This window comes from Streptomyces sp. NPDC001852, from assembly GCF_042891825.1.
Taxonomy (GTDB): Bacteria; Actinomycetota; Actinomycetes; order Streptomycetales; family Streptomycetaceae; genus Streptomyces.
Genome location: NZ_JBIATN010000005.1, coordinates 32,951 through 48,915, shown reverse-complemented (window position 1 = coordinate 48,915; position 15,965 = coordinate 32,951). Strand labels below are relative to the sequence as shown.

General features: G+C 72.3%; 15 protein-coding genes. 9 read left to right on the top strand and 6 right to left on the bottom strand.

Annotated features, from left to right (window positions below; genetic code table 11):
* Positions 1-225: 225 nt before the first annotated feature.
* Positions 226-1,200, top strand: a complete 975-nt coding sequence (locus tag ACFYZB_RS10455; protein WP_351212298.1) for an acyl-ACP desaturase — start codon at positions 226-228, stop codon at positions 1,198-1,200.
* A gap of 76 nt (positions 1,201-1,276) precedes the next feature.
* Here the strand turns inward: ACFYZB_RS10455 and ACFYZB_RS10450 are convergent, their stop codons facing one another.
* On the bottom strand, positions 1,277-1,522 hold the full coding sequence (locus ACFYZB_RS10450) for a WhiB family transcriptional regulator (protein WP_153536132.1): 246 nt from the start codon (positions 1,520-1,522) through the stop codon (positions 1,277-1,279).
* 270 nt (positions 1,523-1,792) lie between these two features.
* Here ACFYZB_RS10450 and ACFYZB_RS10445 point away from each other — a divergent pair, with 270 nt between their 5' ends.
* Positions 1,793-2,584, top strand: a complete 792-nt coding sequence (locus tag ACFYZB_RS10445; protein WP_388756642.1) for a VOC family protein — start codon at positions 1,793-1,795, stop codon at positions 2,582-2,584.
* Between the two features lie 40 nt (positions 2,585-2,624).
* Here ACFYZB_RS10445 and ACFYZB_RS10440 read toward each other — a convergent pair whose 3' ends face one another.
* Positions 2,625-3,809: a LacI family DNA-binding transcriptional regulator gene (locus tag ACFYZB_RS10440; RefSeq protein ID WP_388756639.1), complete on the bottom strand. Its 1,185-nt coding sequence runs from the start codon at positions 3,807-3,809 to the stop codon at positions 2,625-2,627.
* 95 nt (positions 3,810-3,904) lie between these two features.
* Complete coding sequence (locus ACFYZB_RS10435; protein WP_388756636.1) at positions 3,905-4,843, bottom strand: ornithine cyclodeaminase family protein; 939 nt, start codon at positions 4,841-4,843, stop codon at positions 3,905-3,907.
* Between the two features lie 95 nt (positions 4,844-4,938).
* Here ACFYZB_RS10435 and ACFYZB_RS10430 point away from each other — a divergent pair, with 95 nt between their 5' ends.
* Positions 4,939-7,086 (top strand): HEAT repeat domain-containing protein, encoded by a 2,148-nt coding sequence (locus ACFYZB_RS10430; RefSeq protein WP_388756635.1) that lies wholly within the window; start codon positions 4,939-4,941, stop codon positions 7,084-7,086.
* 35 nt (positions 7,087-7,121) lie between these two features.
* Here ACFYZB_RS10430 and ligD read toward each other — a convergent pair whose 3' ends face one another.
* Positions 7,122-8,141, bottom strand: coding sequence for a non-homologous end-joining DNA ligase (ligD, locus tag ACFYZB_RS10425; protein ID WP_351212309.1), 1,020 nt, complete (start codon positions 8,139-8,141; stop codon positions 7,122-7,124).
* A gap of 74 nt (positions 8,142-8,215) precedes the next feature.
* Between ligD and ACFYZB_RS10420 the strand changes: the two genes are divergently transcribed.
* Complete coding sequence (locus ACFYZB_RS10420; RefSeq protein ID WP_388756634.1) at positions 8,216-9,292, top strand: ATP-dependent DNA ligase; 1,077 nt, start codon at positions 8,216-8,218, stop codon at positions 9,290-9,292.
* Between the two features lie 44 nt (positions 9,293-9,336).
* On the opposite strand, the gene ACFYZB_RS10415 is transcribed toward ACFYZB_RS10420, so the two are convergent.
* Positions 9,337-10,527 carry a zinc-dependent alcohol dehydrogenase gene (locus tag ACFYZB_RS10415; RefSeq protein WP_388756631.1) on the bottom strand — a complete coding sequence of 397 codons (1,191 nt, stop codon included), beginning with the start codon at positions 10,525-10,527 and terminating at the stop codon, positions 9,337-9,339.
* 344 nt (positions 10,528-10,871) lie between these two features.
* Here ACFYZB_RS10415 and ACFYZB_RS10410 point away from each other — a divergent pair, with 344 nt between their 5' ends.
* Positions 10,872-11,885, top strand: a complete 1,014-nt coding sequence (locus ACFYZB_RS10410; protein ID WP_388756628.1) for a DUF3048 domain-containing protein — start codon at positions 10,872-10,874, stop codon at positions 11,883-11,885.
* 18 nt (positions 11,886-11,903) lie between these two features.
* Here ACFYZB_RS10410 and ACFYZB_RS10405 read toward each other — a convergent pair whose 3' ends face one another.
* On the bottom strand, positions 11,904-12,368 hold the full coding sequence (locus ACFYZB_RS10405) for a MarR family winged helix-turn-helix transcriptional regulator (RefSeq protein WP_388756626.1): 465 nt from the start codon (positions 12,366-12,368) through the stop codon (positions 11,904-11,906).
* Positions 12,369-12,550: 182 nt separating this feature from the next.
* Between ACFYZB_RS10405 and ACFYZB_RS10400 the strand changes: the two genes are divergently transcribed.
* Genes ACFYZB_RS10400 through pcaH form a run of 4 tightly spaced genes read left to right on the top strand, consistent with a single transcriptional unit; the run spans position 12,551 to position 15,963 of the window.
* The gene (locus ACFYZB_RS10400) at positions 12,551-13,306 is read left to right on the top strand and encodes a CoA transferase subunit A (RefSeq protein ID WP_388756623.1); all 756 of its coding nucleotides are present in this window, start codon (positions 12,551-12,553) and stop codon (positions 13,304-13,306) included.
* The gene (locus ACFYZB_RS10395; protein WP_388756621.1) at positions 13,306-13,950 is read left to right on the top strand and encodes a CoA transferase subunit B; all 645 of its coding nucleotides are present in this window, start codon (positions 13,306-13,308) and stop codon (positions 13,948-13,950) included. The genes ACFYZB_RS10400 and ACFYZB_RS10395 overlap by 1 nt, the downstream gene beginning before the upstream one ends.
* Entirely contained in the window at positions 13,947-15,149 is a 1,203-nt protein-coding gene (locus ACFYZB_RS10390; RefSeq protein ID WP_388756618.1) for a thiolase family protein, read from the top strand. Before ACFYZB_RS10395 ends, ACFYZB_RS10390 begins: the two co-directional genes overlap by 4 nt.
* Before the next feature lie 40 nt (positions 15,150-15,189).
* Entirely contained in the window at positions 15,190-15,963 is a 774-nt protein-coding gene (gene pcaH, locus ACFYZB_RS10385; RefSeq protein WP_388756614.1) for a protocatechuate 3,4-dioxygenase subunit beta, read from the top strand.
* Positions 15,964-15,965: the final 2 nt, after the last annotated feature.

The following is a 15,965-nucleotide window of genomic DNA, read 5'->3' as shown; positions in this document are numbered from 1 at the left end:
ACCAGGGCCCCGGGGCCGTCGGCATGTCCGGAAGGGACGACGGAGCCACGGGCCGACACGTCGGGAGTGTCCGTCCGGCCTTACTGATCAGCGATCTTTACGACGCCCTTAACCTACGGCTTCGTAACCTACGGCTTCGTAGCCTACGATCTCGTAGGTTCCCGGCACCGCTCGCCGGACCGTCCCCCGTTTCTCCCCCTTGTTCGGCGTCCCCCTGGAGTTCCCGTGACGATCACCTCCCCTCACCTCGGCAGCCCGTCCGCATGGACCGACGCTCGGCTGCTGTTCGCACTGGAGGAAGTGGTCGAGAACGAACTGAACCGGCATCTGAAGGTCGCCAAGGACTGGATGCCGCACGAGTACGTGCCCTGGAGCGACGGCCGCAACTTCCCCGGCCAGTTCGAGGACGGGGAGGCCTGGGACAAGGGCCAGTCGAAGGTGACCGAGATCGGCCGCATCGCCCTCGTCGTCAACCTGCTCACCGAGGACAACCTGCCGAGCTACCACCACGAGATCGCCACACTCTTCGGCCGCGACGGCGCCTGGGGCACCTGGGTGCACCGCTGGACGGCCGAGGAGGGCCGGCACGGCATCGTGATGCGCGACTATCTGCTCACCTCGCGCGCGGTGGACCCGGACAAACTGGAACAGTTCCGGATGTCCCACATGAGCGAGGGCTTCGAGTCCGACAACCGGCACTCGATGCTGCACTCGGTCGCCTACGTCGCCTTCCAGGAGCTGGCCACCCGGATCTCGCACCGCAACACCGGCCACCAGTCCGGCGACCCGGTCTGCGACCGCATGCTGGCCCGCATCGCGACCGACGAGAACCTGCACATGGTGTTCTACCGCAACCTGCTGAGGGCGGCCTTCGAACTGGCCCCCGATCCGACCATGCAGGCGGTCCGGGACGTCGTGGTGAACTTCCGCATGCCCGGCCACGGCATCCCCGGCTTCGAGCGGGCGGCCGCGCAGATGGCCATCGGCGAGGTCTACAACCTGCGCATCCACCACGACGACGTACTGCAGCCCGTGCTGCGCTTCCTGAAGATCATGGAGATCGACGGCCTCGGCCCCGAGGGGCGCAAGGCGCAGGAGGAACTCGGCCTGTTCATGGGCGGCCTGGACGCGGAGGCCACCAAGTTCGACGAGAAGCTGGCCGCCCGCAAGGCCCGGATGGCGTCCCGCGCCGGAGCCTGACGCACACCGGCGCCCGACACTCGCCGGGCCGGCCCGGACGGAAGGACGGGCCGCAGGCGGGTGTCGGCGGACGGCGTCAGTGGGACGTGCGGCGCAGGGCGAGGCGCTCCTTCTCGGACAGTCCGCCCCAGACGCCGAAGCGCTCGTCGTTGGCCAGGGCGTAATCCAGACAGGCCGGACGCAGCTCACACATGGCGCAGATGCGCTTCGCCTCGCGCACCGAGCTGCCGGGCTCGGGGAAGAAGAAGTCCGGCCCGGTCTGCGCGCACAGGGCCTGCGCCTGCCAGGTGTCGTCGGCCGGGGTGATCGTTTCGAAGTGCATGGCCAGGATCGTGCCGCGCGGCGAAAAACGTTCGATCAACGCCGGGTCAACGCCGTCGGCAGGACCTCCGGCCGCCTCCGATGATGCTTCGCCGGCCCGCACCGGCGCACGGCGGCGCGCGGGACGCGGCGAAAACCCGGAGAACGCGCCCGGCCATCCAGGGCGCGGCGGGATCCGTCCGGCGCGTCGCGGCGCTCCGGCGGCGATTGTCGGTGGGGGGTGCCAGACTCGGCAGTGCAGAGGACGGGACCCCTTTCGAGGAGGGCGAAGATGCTCACCACCCGTTTCGTCGACGGCGCCCCGAACTGGATCGACATCGGCACCCCCGACATCGACGGCGCCGTCTCCTTCTACGGCGGCCTCTTCGGCTGGCAGTTCCAGTCGGCGGGACCGGACGCCGGAGGCTACGGCTTCTTCCAGCTGGGCGGCAGGACCGTCGCGGGCGGCATGCAGTCCGGCCCCGAGCAGGGGCCGTCGGCCTGGACGGTGTACTTCCAGAGCGCGGACGCACAGGCCACCTCGAAGGCTGCCGAACAGGCGCACGGCAGCGTGCTGTTCCAGCCGATGGACGTCATGGGCGAGGGGCACATGGCCGTCCTCGCCGACCAGGCGGGCGTGCCCTTCGGGCTCTGGCAGCCGGGCCGGACCAAGGGCGTCGACGTGGCGAGCGAGCCGGGCTCGCTGTGCTGGGTCGAGCTCCACACCCCGGACATCGCCGCGGCCGCCGCCTTCTACAACAAGGTACTGCGCCTCGAGACCTCCGCCGTGCCCTTCCCGGGCGGGACGTACACGTGCGTCAATCCGGCCGACGGCGGGGAGGACGCCATGTTCGGCGGGATCGTGCCCCTGGCCGACGACCCGTCCGAGGCCCAGGGCAGCCCGTACTGGCTGCCGTACTTCGAGGTCGAGGACACCGACGCGGTGGTCGAGAAGGCTCAGCGGCTCGGCGGACAGGTCCGTGTGCCCGCGACGACCATGGAGGGCGTCGGCCGCATGGCCAGGCTCTCCGACCCCTACGGCGCCCGCTTCGCGGTGATCAGGAGCGAGGCACCACAGGGCTGAGTCCGGCCGGCCGACCGGCCGGGGCCGCCTCGCTCGGCGGCTAGGCGGAGGCCCGTCGTATCAGCGTGGTCGGGAGAATCACCCCGCCGGCGTGCGGCCCGTCGAGCGCAGGTCCGGTGCGGCCACGGCCGTGCGTCGCGCCGCGGGCCTCCTGCCGGTCATGGCCGTCCGTCCGGTCATGGCCGTCCGTCCGGTCACGGGCATCCGGCCGGTCGCGGCCGCCGGACAGACCGCGCAGCAGCAGGCGGGCCATCAGGCGCCCCATTTCCTCGATGTCCTGACGGACCGTCGTGAGCGACGGGTCGGCCTCCTCGGCGACGGGCAGCATGTCGTCGAAGCCGATCACGGCCACGTCCTCGGGCACCCGCCGGCCCCTCGCACGCAGCACGCGAAGAGCACCGAGCGCGGTCAGGTCGTTGGCGGCGAAGACGCCGTCCACGTCCGGGCAGCGGTCGAGGAGTACGCGCATGGCGCGTTCACCGCCGGCCGGGGTGAAGTCGCTCTCCACCACCAGCCGGGGATCACTCGCGCCCGGCGCCTCGCCCATGACGTCGCGGTAGCCGTCGAGCCGGTCCACCGCCGACGTCTGGTCCAGGGGGCCGGTGAGATGCGCGATGCGTCTGCGGCCGAGACCCACGAGGTGCCGTACGGCCGCGCGTGCCCCACCCCGGTTGTCGCAGTCGACGTAGACCACGCCCGGGTCCTCCGCCGTGCGGCGAGCGTCCCCCGCCCCATGTCCGTCGTCGCCCCAGCCGGGCCGTCCACCGAACACGGTGGGCACACCGGCGTCCCGGATGAGGCCGGGCAGCGGGTCGTCGAGGTGCAGGGAGAAGACGAGCGCGCCGTCGACATGGCCTCCGGACAGATACCGGGCCACGCGCGTGTGATCGTCACGGCCCTCGGTGAGCAGCAGCACCAACTGGTTGTCGTGCGCGGTCAGTTCCTTGCTGATGCCGCGCAGCTGCAGCGCGAAGAAGGGGTCGGTGAAGACCCGGGTCTCGGGCTCGGCGATGACCACGGCGACGGCGTCGTGCCGCTTGGTGACGAGGCTGCGCGCCGCCTGGTTGGGGACGTAACCCAGCTCTGCCACGGCCTGCCGGACGCGCTCCGCCAAGGGCGCGCGCACCCCGTCGCCGCCGTTGACCACCCGGGACACGGTGGCCCGGGACACGCCGGCCCGCGCGGCCACGGCCTCCAGCGTGGGACGCGACACTGCCTCGGTCACTTCGGGACTCCTCATCGGCGGCTGCCGGTCAGGATAGCCGCGCGGTCGAGACCCGGTCGGTACCGCAGGGGTGCTCGGCTCACGGGTACCGCTGCTCACTCCAGCAGGTCGATCGTCGTACCCACGCCCCGGCGTTCCGCCTCCCGCCAGGCGAGCCAGGTGAGGGCGAGGTCCTGCCAGGGCAGCCCGACGGGGGCGTACACCGTGCGCTGCCGGGCGGCGGTACGGCCGGGGTGCGTGCCGCGCAGGACGTCCGTGAGGGTGGCGTCGGCACCGGTCCGGGAGAGCCCAGGCGCGGACAACGCGCCCGTGCGCGCGGCGAGTCGGAGGTCGTCGACGACGAGGAGGGCGGCGTCCAGCAGGTCCGGCGCGAGTTCCCGCTTGCCGGGCTCGTCGGTGCCGAGGCTCGTGAAGTGCTGTCCGGCGCGGGTGTCCGCGAGGGCGAGCAGCGGGGCCCGGGACCAGGTCGCGAGCAGGACGGTGTCCGCGGCCTCGGCCACCGCGCGGGCCGAGTCCAGCACGCGTCCGCCGTGCCGGGCGGCGAAGGCGGCGGCCCGACCGGAGTCGGTGTCGTGCACGACGAGTCGGCCGGGCGGGCGTGCGCTCGCCAGGCCGCGCAGCGTCAGCTCGGCCTGCGCACCGGTTCCGATCACGCCGAGCACGGCGTGGCCGGCCGGAGCCAGGAGCGCGGTGCCGAGGGCCGCGGCCAGTTCCGTCCGCCAGGCCGTGACGGTCGCCGAGTCCAGCAGGGCGAGCAGTTCGCCGTCCGCGCCGCCGTGCAGGCAGATCACGCCGCGCAGGGCGGGCCGGGCTCCGGGGAACTTGGCGTTGACCTTCACGGTGTACGCCTCGACGCCGGGCAGCAGGCCGGGCATGAGCGCGGTGGCGGTGCCGGGGAACGGCAGGTCGGTACGGACCCGTTGGCCGGGTACGGCGGTGGCGTCGGCCGTGCGGAAACCGTCACGGAGGGCGGCGAGACAGGCCTCGGGGTCGAGCACGGTCTCCAGGTCGCTTCGGGTCAGGACGCGGGTCACCACTGCATGATCCCCTGGCGCGGGGCCGTTGTCAGTGCCGTGGTGCATGCTGTGATCAGTGGCGGACGGGCGCCATGGACCATGGGGAGGACAGCGTGTTCAGGGGGATCGAGGACGTCGACTGGGCGTCGTTGGGGCATGCGTACACGGAGTCGGCGACGGATGTGCCGGACCTGCTGCGGGGTCTGGCGTCGGACGACCCCGTGCGCCGGGAGATCGCGCTCGACGGCATGTACGGCGCGGTGCTCCACCAGGGCACGGTGTACGACAGCACGGTCGCGTGCGTGCCGTTCCTCTTCGAACTGGCGGCGAACCGGGCGGTGGCCGGCCGGGGTGCCGTCGTCGGGTTGCTGCACAGCATCGCCGATCCCTTTGCGGACGAGGACCCGGGGGACCCGGAGGACGCGGAGCACTGGACGGCGTTCGACGAGGAACTGCACGAGGACTGGGAGCGGCACTTCTTCGTGGCCCGGGACCTGATCCGCGCCCGGGCCGGGGAGTTCCTGGACCTGCTCGGCGATCCGGATCCCGGGGTACGGGCGACGGCACCGGCGGCCCTGGCCCGGCTGCATCCGGATCCCGTGCGGGCGTTCTCCGCCCTGCGCGAGCGCCTGCCCGCCGAGAGCGACCCGTCGGCGGCCCGCTCGCTGGTCGGTGCCGTGGCGACGGCGGCCGTCCGTGAACCGAGCCAACTGCAGGGCATCGCAGCAGAGTTGCTGCGGTCGGTGGTCACCGGGACCAGGGACCCGGAGCTGCGGATGACGGCCCTCGCCCACCTGGCGCGGTGCGCACCCGGCGAACTGCCGCAGGACACGGCCCGTATGGCGCTGGACGTGATGCGCATCTCGCAGGAAGCGGCCGAAGCCGACCAGCCCGCAGAGGTCGCCGCCCCGCGCACCGACACCATGATCTCCTACTTGCGAGAGCTGAAGGAACAGCACCGTCGTGCCCTGGCCCTGGACGAGGCCGACGAGCTGCTGGAGGAGTTGCACACTGAGCTGGGCGACCGCATCGACATCCGCGTCCCCCTCCTCGTCGGCATGCTGGACAGCCCCGACCGCAACCGGCGCTCCCACGCGGTGACGACGGCCGGCAAGCTGCTGACGGGCTGGCGGGTGCCGGAGGAGGAACCGGTCATGGCGCTGGCCCGGTTGCTGGGCGACGAGGAGCTGAGCCTGCACAAGAGCGTGCTGTCGGAGCTGCGGTACCTCGGGCCGGCCGCCCGCTGCGCGTCCGAGGAGATCGTGGCGTACATCCAGAGCTGGGACGACCGCCCGCTCGAAGAGGACACTCCCTTCCGGCACATGGCCCTCGGCATGGCCTATGAGGTGCTGACGCTCCAGGGCGACACACGGATCGTGCCCGCACTCGGCCATCTGCTGACGGTGGTGGCGATCCCCGAGGAGCTGGTCCGCTGGATCGAGGCGCTCGGCCCGGAGACGGCGGCCCCGCTGGCCCCGGTGTTCCACGACCGGCTCGCCGAACTGGGCCACGACTCGCAGCACGAGGCCGCGGACCAGCTCGCCGCCGCCCTGGGACTGCTGCGGCACACTCCGTCGCTGCCCGTGCTGATCCGGCTTCTCGACCACGCGGAGCACGGCCGTACGCGGGCAGCCGTACTGGGTGCCTTCTCCCGCTTCGGTCCGGCGGCGGCCGAGGCGCTGCCGACGGTGCGGCGGCTGTGGGAGGACCGCACGGTCCGCGACGAGGACCGTGTCCTCGCCGGCCGTGCGCTGTGGGCGCTGACCGGGGACACCGAGGCGGTGCTGCCGGTGGTCCGGGAGAACCTGCGGTCGGACCGGTGGCTGAGCAGGCAACGGGCGCTGGAGCTGGCCGGTGAGCTCGGTCGCTCCGGTGCGGCGCTCGCACCGGACCTGCGCGCGTTGATCGCCGCGGGCCACACCGTGGTCCCTGCGGCGGTCGCCCTGTGGCGGGTCACCGGTGAGGCACAGGATGCCCTTCCGGTCCTGCTCGAACAGTGGCGGACCACCCCGACGCGGCGCCCCGACATAGCCGCCTGCCTGGCCGGGATGGGCCCTGCGGCCGCCCCGGCCCTCCCCCTGATACGCGCGGAACTGTCCTCTCCCCGCCGCCATTCCAACGACCGCCCCCGCCGCGGCAACATCCGCTACGACGTCGCGTCGGACGAGGCCCTGCTGGCCGACTGCCGCCGCATCCTGGCCGCGTGCGGCGGGCAGCCGTCCGGCGACGGCGGCGGCCCCGGGCGTTGCGGTCCGGTATGATGCCGACGGCACCCCCCGGTGGCGGAGCGCCGCGCTCAGGACGTCTGCTCCCGCCGGGCCCGGCTGGGCTGGACGCGTTTGGGTTCGCCGGGCATCTTCGGGTACTCCGGCGGGTACGGCAGATCGCCCAGACCGTGGTCGTGTTCGTCGCGGCGGGCCAGCTCCAGCAGGGCCTCCAGGGAGTAGGCGTGGTCGTCCATGTCGGCGTGCACGTCGCCGAGTTCGGCGAAGCGGGCCGGCATGGTGGAGAGGTCGAAGTCGGCCGGCCGGGCCGCGCCGACCTCCTCCCAGCGCAGGGGTGCCGAGACGGTGGCGTTCGGGCGGGGACGTACGGAGTAGGCGGAGGCGATGGTGCGGTCGCGGGCCGTCTGGTTGTAGTCCAGGAAGATGCGGCGGCCCCGCTCCTCCTTCCACCACTTGATCGTCACCTGCTCGGGCATCCGGCGTTCCATCTCCCGGCCGACTGCGATCGCGGCGCGGCGCACCTGGGTGAAGGTCCAGCGCGGTTCGATGGGGACGAAGACGTGCAGGCCCCGGCCGCCCGAGGTCTTCGGCCAGCCGCGCAGTCCGCCGAACTCGTCCAGGACGGCGCGCAGTTCGTGGGCGGCGCGCACCGCGTCGTCGTAGTCGGTGCCGGGCTGGGGGTCGAGGTCGATGCGGAGTTCGTCGGGACGGTCGACGTCCGTGGCGCGCACGGGCCAGGGGTGGAAGGTGAGCGTGCCGTACTGGGCGGCCCATACGACGGCGGCCTGCTCCGTGGGGCACATCTCGTCGGCGCTGCGGCCGCTGGGGAAGGTGATGTGGGCGGTCGGGATCCAGTCGGGCATGCCCTTCGGGGCGCGCTTCTGGAAGAACCACTCGCCGCCCACGCCGTCCGGGTAGCGCTCCAGGGTGGTGGGGCGGTTGCGCAGCGCGCGCAGGATGCCGGGACCGACGGCGACGTAGTACTGCGCGAGGTCCAGCTTGGTGAAGCCCCGCTCCGGGAAGAAGACCTTGTCCGGGCTGGACAGCCGTACGGTCCGGCCGTCGACCTCCAGTTCCACCGCAGCGCCCATGCGGCCACGGTAGGCGCACCCCGCACAGCGCGCATACCGGGCGGCACGGGAGGTATGCGAGCAGAATCGGCTGCATGGATCTCCCCGTCATGCCGCCCGTGAAGCCCATGCTCGCCAAGTCGGTGGCGAGGATCCCGCCGGGGATGCACTACGAGGCGAAGTGGGACGGGTTCCGTTCGATCGTGTTCCGGGACGGCGCCGACGTCGAGTTGGGCAGCCGTACCGGGAAGCCGTTGACCAGGTACTTTCCCGAGCTGGTGGCGGCGCTGAAGGAACGCGTGCCCGAGCGGTGCGTGCTGGACGGGGAGATCGTGATCGCGCGGGAGGGCCATCTGGACTTCGACGCGCTGACCGAGCGGATCCACCCGGCCGACTCCCGGGTGCGGATGCTGGCGGACAGGACACCCGCATCCTTCGTCGCCTTCGACCTGCTCGCCCTGGACGACCACTCCCTGCTCGACGTCCCGCTGACCGACCGAAGGGTCCTGCTGGAACGGGCCCTCGCCGACGCGCCACCGCCGGTGCACGTGGCGCCCGCGACGACCGACATCGAGGTGGCACAGCGGTGGTTCGAGCAGTACGAGGGCGCCGGGCTCGACGGAGTCGTCGCCAAACCGCTCGACCTGCGCTACCGGCAGGACGAACGGGCCATGTTCAAGATCAAACACGAACGGACGGCGGACGTCGTCGTGGCCGGGTACCGCTACCACAAGAGCGGGCCGGTGGTCGGCTCGCTGCTGCTCGGCCTCCACGACGGCCGGGGCCGGCTCCAGCACGTGGGGGTGTCGGCCGCCTTCCCCATGAAGAAGCGGGCCGAACTGGTCGAGGAGCTGGAGCCACTGCGCATGGACGACGTGGCCGGGCACCCCTGGGCGGCCTGGTCGGAGGAGGCCGCCCACGAGACGGCCCGGCTGCCGGGCGCGCCGAGCCGCTGGTCCGGGAAGAAGGACCTGTCCTGGGTGCCGCTCCGGCCGGAGCGGGTCGCCGAGGTGGCCTACGACCACATGGAGAACGGGCAGCGCTTCCGGCACACCGCCCGATTCCGCCGCTGGCGCCCGGACCGCACACCGGAGAGCTGCACCTACGCCCAGCTGGAGGAACCGGTGCGTTACGACCTCGCGGAGATCCTCGGCGAGAAGGACCGGGGCTGAGCCGGCTCCGGCTCGGGATCTCCACGGCTGCCTGAGGATCTCCGCTACGGCTGCATGAGGACCTTGATCGCGCCGTCCTGCTTGTGCTGGAACATGTCGTAGGCGTGCGGTGCCTCGGCGAGCGGCAGCCGGTGCGTGGCGAAGTCGTCGACGCCCAGCGGATCCTCGTCGGTCAGATACGGCATGATCTGGTCGGCCCAGCGGCGGACGTTGGCCTGGCCCATGCGCAGCTGGATCTGCTTGTCGAAGAGCGTGAGCATCGGCATCGGGTCGGCCGTGCCGCCGTACACGCCGCTCAGTGAGATGGTGCCGCCGCGCCGTACCAGGTCGATCGCCATGTGCAGGGCGCCGAGCCGGTCGATGCTGAAGCGTTCCGCGAGGGGCCCGCTGAGCTTGCGGGGCAGCAGCCCGGTGGCCGTCTGCGCGAGCTTCGCGGCGGCGCTGCCGTGGGCCTCGGTGCCGACGGCGTCGATCACGGCGTCCGGGCCGCGACCGCCGGTCTCGTCGTGGATGGCGTTGACCAGCGCCTTCTCGTTGTCGAAGGCCCTCAGGTCGTAGGTCTCCACGCCGTCCCGGTCGGCGCGCGCGAGCCGTTCCGGAACCAGGTCGATGCCGAACACACGCTCCGCCCCGCGTGCCTTGGCGATCCGGCAGGCCATGTCGCCGATCGGGCCGAGGCCGAGGACGGCGAGGGTGCCGCCGGGAGGGACGGCGGCGTACTCGACGGCCTGCCAGGCGGTGGGCAGTACGTCGGAGAGGTAGACGAAGCGGTCGTCCGGCGGGCCCTCGGGCACCTTCATCGGCCCGAACTGCGCCTGCGGCACGCGCAGGTACTCGGCCTGGGCGCCGGGCACGGCGCCGTACAGGCGGGTGTAGCCGAACAGGGCGGCGCCCATTCCCTCGGCGGTGACCTGGGTGGTCTCGCACTGGGTCGGCAGGCCGGTCAGACACATCCAGCAGTTGCCGCAGGCGATCTGGAACGGCACCACGACCCGGTCCCCGGCGCTGAGGTCCGGCACCCCGGGGCCGACCTCCTCGACGATGCCGATCGGCTCGTGTCCGAGGATGTCGCCGGGCGTCATGAACGGGGTGAGCACCTCGTACAGGTGCAGGTCCGAGCCGCACAGTCCGGTGGACGTGATGCGGATGACGGCGTCGGTGGGCTCTTCGATCCGCGGGTCGGGCACGTCCTCGACCCGGACGTCCCGCCTGCCCTGCCAGGTGACTGCCTTCATGAGGTCGCCCTCCCTCGGTAGCGTGGGCGATTCGCGGTGGCGCCCGGGTACCCGCGCCCACCAGCACCGAACCCCGCGCGCCAGGCCCGGCCGGCCGTTGCCCGAACCCCTGCTTCGCCCGTCACCTCCCACGCCCGCCACCGTCACGCCCCGCGGCCCAGCCATGGCCACCGCCACGGTCCGCCGGCGTCACCGCCACTGCACAGCCCCCGGCTCGCCCGCCTCGCCGGCGCCCGTCAGGGTCATCTCCGGAGCCCGAACGGCCCACGCACCGCGCATGACCGTAAGCGTTCGGGTATGGCCAGCGATGACCCGATGAACGCACAATCGGACAAACGAACGGGGTGGCCACGGTGGGCATCAGACACGGAGCGCGCACGCGGCGCGGGGCGCTGGGCACAGCCGCGCTGGCGGTCTCGCTGACCGTCTCCCTCACAGCCGGCTGTACCCACCACGGCCGTGCCGACGACCGCGCGCCACAGAACACCCCGGCGCCCGCGGCCCCCACGACGCCGTCGGCTCCGGCGCCCTCGGACACGGCGGCCGGTTCCCCCCTCGCCGTGAAGATCGACAACGTGCCCGCGGCGCGCCCGCAGACCGGGCTCGACGCGGCGGATGTGGTGTACGCCGAGCAGGTGGAGGGCGGCCTGAGCCGGCTGATGGCGGTGTACGCGACCAGGCTCCCGCAGACCGTCGGACCGGTGCGCAGCGCCCGCGAGTCCGATCTGGAACTGCTGCGCCAGTTCCAGCGGCCGACGCTCGCCTTCTCCGGCGCCCAGCACAAGCTGCTCCCGCTGATCCACAGGGCGCCGCTGCGACCGGAGTCCCCCGACCGGGCCCCCGCCGCCTACTACCGGGGCACCGCCAAGGCCGCCCCGCACAACCTCTATCTGCACCCCGCCAAGCTGCTGCCCTCCGCCCCGGGCAGGGCGGCCCTGACGACCGGCTTCAGCTACGGCCCGGCCCCGGCCGGCGGCACCCCCACGGCCGCGCGCACCGTCCGCTACCCGGCCGCCCGCTTCACCTTCACCTGGTCCGCCGAGCGGCACCGCTGGCTGGTCGCGATGGACGGCACGCCCACGGTGACGACGGACGGCGCCCGGGTGGCGCCGGCGACGGTCGTCGTGCAGTACGTGCGGATCCGGTCCTCCCGCTACCACGACGTGCTCGGCAACCACACGCCGTACACCGTGACGGTCGGCTCGGGGAAGGCGCAGGTGCTGCGCGACGGCCGGTCCTTCGACGCCGCCTGGTCACGGCCGGCCGCGACTGGCGGTACGACGTTCACCGCGGCGGACGGCAGCCCGGTGAACTTCGCCGACGGCCAGGTGTGGGTGGTCTTCGCACCGGCGCCGTGAGCTCCCGTACCGGCCCGGTCAGCCCCGTGCGGCCAGCGGTTCGGCCGGGTTGCGCAGGCCTTCCGCGGCGTCCGCGACCCGGCGGATCAGGTCGAGGAACACGGTCTGTTCCTCGGCGGACAGCGGCGCCAGGAAGACCTGGTTCATCCGGGCGGTGCGCACGGTCAGCTTGCGGTGGGTGCGCAGGCCGTCGTCGGTCAGGCGGAGCAGGAAGCGCCGGCCGTCCTCCGGGTCGCGCGTCTTGGTCAGCAGCCCCCGGCGCCCGAGCCGGCTGATGACCTCCGCGATGGTCGAGCGGTCCAGGCCCACCCGCTCCCCCACGGTCCGCTGGTCGAGGCCCGGTTCGGCGACGAGCGCGTTCATGACCGCGAACTGCGGCGAGGTGATCTCCTCGGAGACCATCGTGTTCCACAGCAGGTAGTGCGCCTGCTGCAGCCGCCGGGCCAGGTGCCCGGGATGGGTGGTGAGGTCCACCGCGGCCATGTGCGCTCCCCTGATCAGTTCGTTGGTGCACTGAACAATACCCGTCGACCAGGCCGCCTGTCTTCCATGCGAAATGCAAAGAGTCCATGTCTTGACGGGCATCGCCTCCGGTGGCAGCGTGTGGAAGACCTCGCTGAAATACTCAGTGCGCTGATTAATAGCGAAGAGATGGGGCTTCACGGATGGACAAGGTGGTCGCCACGGCCCTGGAGGCGGTGGCCGATGTGCCGGACGGCGCGTCCCTCGCGGTCGGCGGGTTCGGACTGAGCGGTGTGCCGAACGTGCTGATCCAGGCGTTGTACAAGCGCGGGGTCGGCGGTCTCTCGGTCGTCTCCAACAACTGCGGGGCGATGGAGACGGGTCTCGCGGTACTGCTGGCCGCGGGGCGGATCGGCCGGGTGACCGGCTCCTACATCGGCGGCAACAAGGAGTTCGCCCGCCAGTACCTGGGCGGTGAGCTGGAGCTGGAGCTGATCCCGCAGGGCACGCTGGCCGAGCGGCTGCGCGCGGGCGGCGCCGGCATCCCCGCCTTCTACACCCCGGCCGGAGTCGGTACCCAGGTCGCCGAGGGCGGGCTGCCGTGGCGCTACGACGGCGAGGGCGGCGTCGCTCTGGCCTCGCCACCGAAGGAGGTGCGGGAGTTCGACGGTGTCGAGTACGTCCTGGAGCGCGCCATCCGCACCGACTTCGCGCTGGTCAGGGCGGCGAAGGGCGACCGGCACGGGAACCTTGTCTTCAACAAGTCCTCCCGCAACTTCAACCCCCTGGCCGCCATGGCGGGGAAGGTCGCGATCGCCGAGGTGGAGGAGCTCGTCGAGCCCGGCGAGATCGACCCGGACGCGGTGCACCTGCCGGGCGTCTTCGTGCAGCGGGTGGTGGCCCTGACCGCCGAGCAGGCGGCGGACAAGCGGATCGAGCGGCGGACGGTGAGCAGCTGATGGCCTGGACACGCGAGGAGATCGCCGCCCGCGCGGCCCGGGAGCTGCGCGACGGCCAGTACGTCAACCTCGGCATCGGCCTGCCCACGCTGATCCCCAACCACCTGCCGCCGGGTGTGGAGGTGGTCCTGGAGTCGGAGAACGGCATCCTGGGCACGGGCCCTTACCCGGCCGAGCAGCAGGTCGACGCGGATCTGATCAACGCGGGCAAGGAGACCGTGACGGTCCTGCCGGGCGCGTCCTTCTTCGACTCGGCGCTGTCCTTCGCGATGATCCGTGGTGGACACATCGACGTGGCCGTGCTCGGCGCGATGCAGGTCTCCGCCGGCGGCGACCTGGCCAACTGGGCCGTGCCGGGCAAGCTGGTCACCGGGATCGGCGGCGCGATGGACCTGGTGCACGGCGCGCGTCAGGTGATCGTGGTGATGACCCACACCGCCAAGGACGGCTCACCGAAGATCCTCGAGGAGTGCACACTGCCGCTCACCGGCAAGGCCTGTGTGAACCGGGTCATCACCGACCTTGCGGTGCTGGACGTCACGGAGGCGGGGCTCGTCCTGGTGGAGACCGCGCCGGGGGTGTCCGTCGAGGACGTGGTCATCAGGACCGACGCCGAAATGAGGATCGGGGAGAACGTGCTGTGAACCCTGTCTACATCGTGGACGCCGTCCGCACTCCGATCGGCCGTTACAACGGCGGGCTGTCCGCCGTCCGCCCCGACGACCTGGCCGCCCACACCATCCGCGAACTCCTCGCCCGCACACCGGGTCTGGACCCGGCCCGGATCGAGGACGTCTGCTTCGGAAACGCCAACGGCGCCGGCGAGGAGAACCGCAACGTGGCCCGCATGGCCGCCCTCCTCGCCGGTCTGCCGACCTCCGTGCCGGGCGTGACCGTCAACCGGCTGTGTGCCTCCGGCCTGGAGGCGGTGATCCAGGCGGCCCGCGCCATCGCCGTCGGCGACGCCCACATCGCCCTGGCCGGTGGTGTGGAGTCGATGACCCGGGCGCCGTACGTCCTGCCGAAGAGCGACAGGGCCTTCCCGGCGGGCCACGCCGAGCTGTACTCCACCACGCTGGGCTGGCGGATGGTCAACCCGGAGATGGACCCGCAGTGGACCGTCCCGCTCGGCGAGTCCGCCGAACTCATCGCCGACAAGCACAGGATCAGCCGTGCGCAGCAGGACGAGTTCGCCCTCGCCTCGCACCGCAAGGCGGCCGCCGCCCGGGAACAGGGCCTCTTCGACGCCGAGTCGGCTCCCGTGCCGGTCCCCCGGCGCAAGGGCGACCCGGTGCTCTTCGCCGCCGACGAATGCGTACGACCGGACGCCTCCCTGGACACGATGGCCAAGCTCAGGCCGTCCTTCCGGAAGGACGGCGGCACGGTCACCGCGGGCAACGCCTCCCCGCTCAACGACGGCGCCGCCGCCCTGCTCCTGGCCGACGAGGAGGGCCTGAGGGCCACCGGCCGCGAACCCCTCGCCCGGATCTCCTCGACCGGCGTCCACGCCGTCGACCCGCACTACTTCGGCCTCGCCCCCGTCGAGGCCGTCAACCGCGCGCTCGCCAAGGCGGGCAAGGGATTCGACGACCTGTCCGTCCTGGAACTGAACGAGGCGTTCGCCGCCCAGGTCCTGGGCTGTGTGGCCGAGTGGCCCGAGTTCGACCCGGCGATCCTCAACCCCCAGGGCGGCGCCATCGCGCTCGGCCACCCGCTCGGCGCCTCCGGCGCCCGGCTCGCCGGCACGGTCGCCCACCAGCTCGCCCGGCGCGGCTCCGGCACCGGCGTGGCCACCCTCTGCATCGGCGTGGGCCAGGGCCTCGCCCTCGTACTGGAACGCTGAGGACTCGTCCTCGAACGTCAAGGAAGCGTCAGGTATCCCCATGACTCTCACCCAGCAGGACATCGACCAGGAGATCGCCGCCGAGCACGCCGCGTACGAGAAGCGCGTCGCCGACGGCGCACCCGTCGAGCACCACCCGCGCCGCGACTACGCGCCGTACCGTTCCTCCGTGCTCCGCCACCCCAAGCAGCCCCTGGTCGCCATCGACACCGCCCGGGACCCGGAACTGGTGGAGCTGCACTCCCCCGCCTTCGGGGAGCGCGACATCACCGGGATCGACAACGACCTCACCCGGCACCACCGAGGCGAGCCGATCGGTGAGCGGATCACCGTGTCCGGGCGGCTGCTGGACCGTGCCGGGCGCCCGGTGCGCGGCCAGCTGGTCGAGATCTGGCAGGCCAACTCGGCCGGCCGCTACGCCCACCAGCGCGAGCAGCACGACGCCCCGCTCGACCCGAACTTCACCGGCGTCGGCCGCACCCTCACCGACGCCGAGGGCCGCTACCACTTCACCACCATCCAGCCCGGCCCCTACCCGTGGCGCAACCATGTCAACGCCTGGCGCCCGGCCCACATCCACTTCTCGGTGTTCGGCACGGCGTTCACGCAGCGGCTGGTGACGCAGATGTACTTCCCCAACGACCCGCTCTTCCCGTACGACCCGATCCTGCAGTCGGTGACGGACGACGCGGCGCGGCAGCGGCTGGTCGCCACCTACGACCACAGCCTGTCGGTGCCGGAGTTCTCGCTCGGCTACCACTGGGACATCGTGCTCGACGGCCCCGTCGCCACCTGGATCGAGGAAGGACGCTGACC

What these genes read in the sequence shown, in the direction of transcription:
- ACFYZB_RS10450 (WP_153536132.1), bottom strand. Translation starts at nt 1,522, where the DNA reads ATGCACTTCGAAACGATCACCCCGGCCGACGACACCTGGCAGGCGCAG.
- ACFYZB_RS10445 (WP_388756642.1), top strand. Translation starts at nt 1,793, where the DNA reads ATGCTCACCACCCGTTTCGTCGACGGCGCCCCGAACTGGATCGACATC.
- ligD (WP_351212309.1), bottom strand. Translation starts at nt 8,141, where the DNA reads ATGGGCGCTGCGGTGGAACTGGAGGTCGACGGCCGGACCGTACGGCTG.
- ACFYZB_RS10420 (WP_388756634.1), top strand. Translation starts at nt 8,216, where the DNA reads ATGGATCTCCCCGTCATGCCGCCCGTGAAGCCCATGCTCGCCAAGTCG.
- ACFYZB_RS10415 (WP_388756631.1), bottom strand. Translation starts at nt 10,527, where the DNA reads ATGAAGGCAGTCACCTGGCAGGGCAGGCGGGACGTCCGGGTCGAGGAC.
- ACFYZB_RS10405 (WP_388756626.1), bottom strand. Translation starts at nt 12,368, where the DNA reads ATGGCCGCGGTGGACCTCACCACCCATCCCGGGCACCTGGCCCGGCGG.
- ACFYZB_RS10400 (WP_388756623.1), top strand. Translation starts at nt 12,551, where the DNA reads ATGGACAAGGTGGTCGCCACGGCCCTGGAGGCGGTGGCCGATGTGCCG.
- ACFYZB_RS10395 (WP_388756621.1), top strand. Translation starts at nt 13,306, where the DNA reads ATGGCCTGGACACGCGAGGAGATCGCCGCCCGCGCGGCCCGGGAGCTG.
- pcaH (WP_388756614.1), top strand. Translation starts at nt 15,190, where the DNA reads ATGACTCTCACCCAGCAGGACATCGACCAGGAGATCGCCGCCGAGCAC.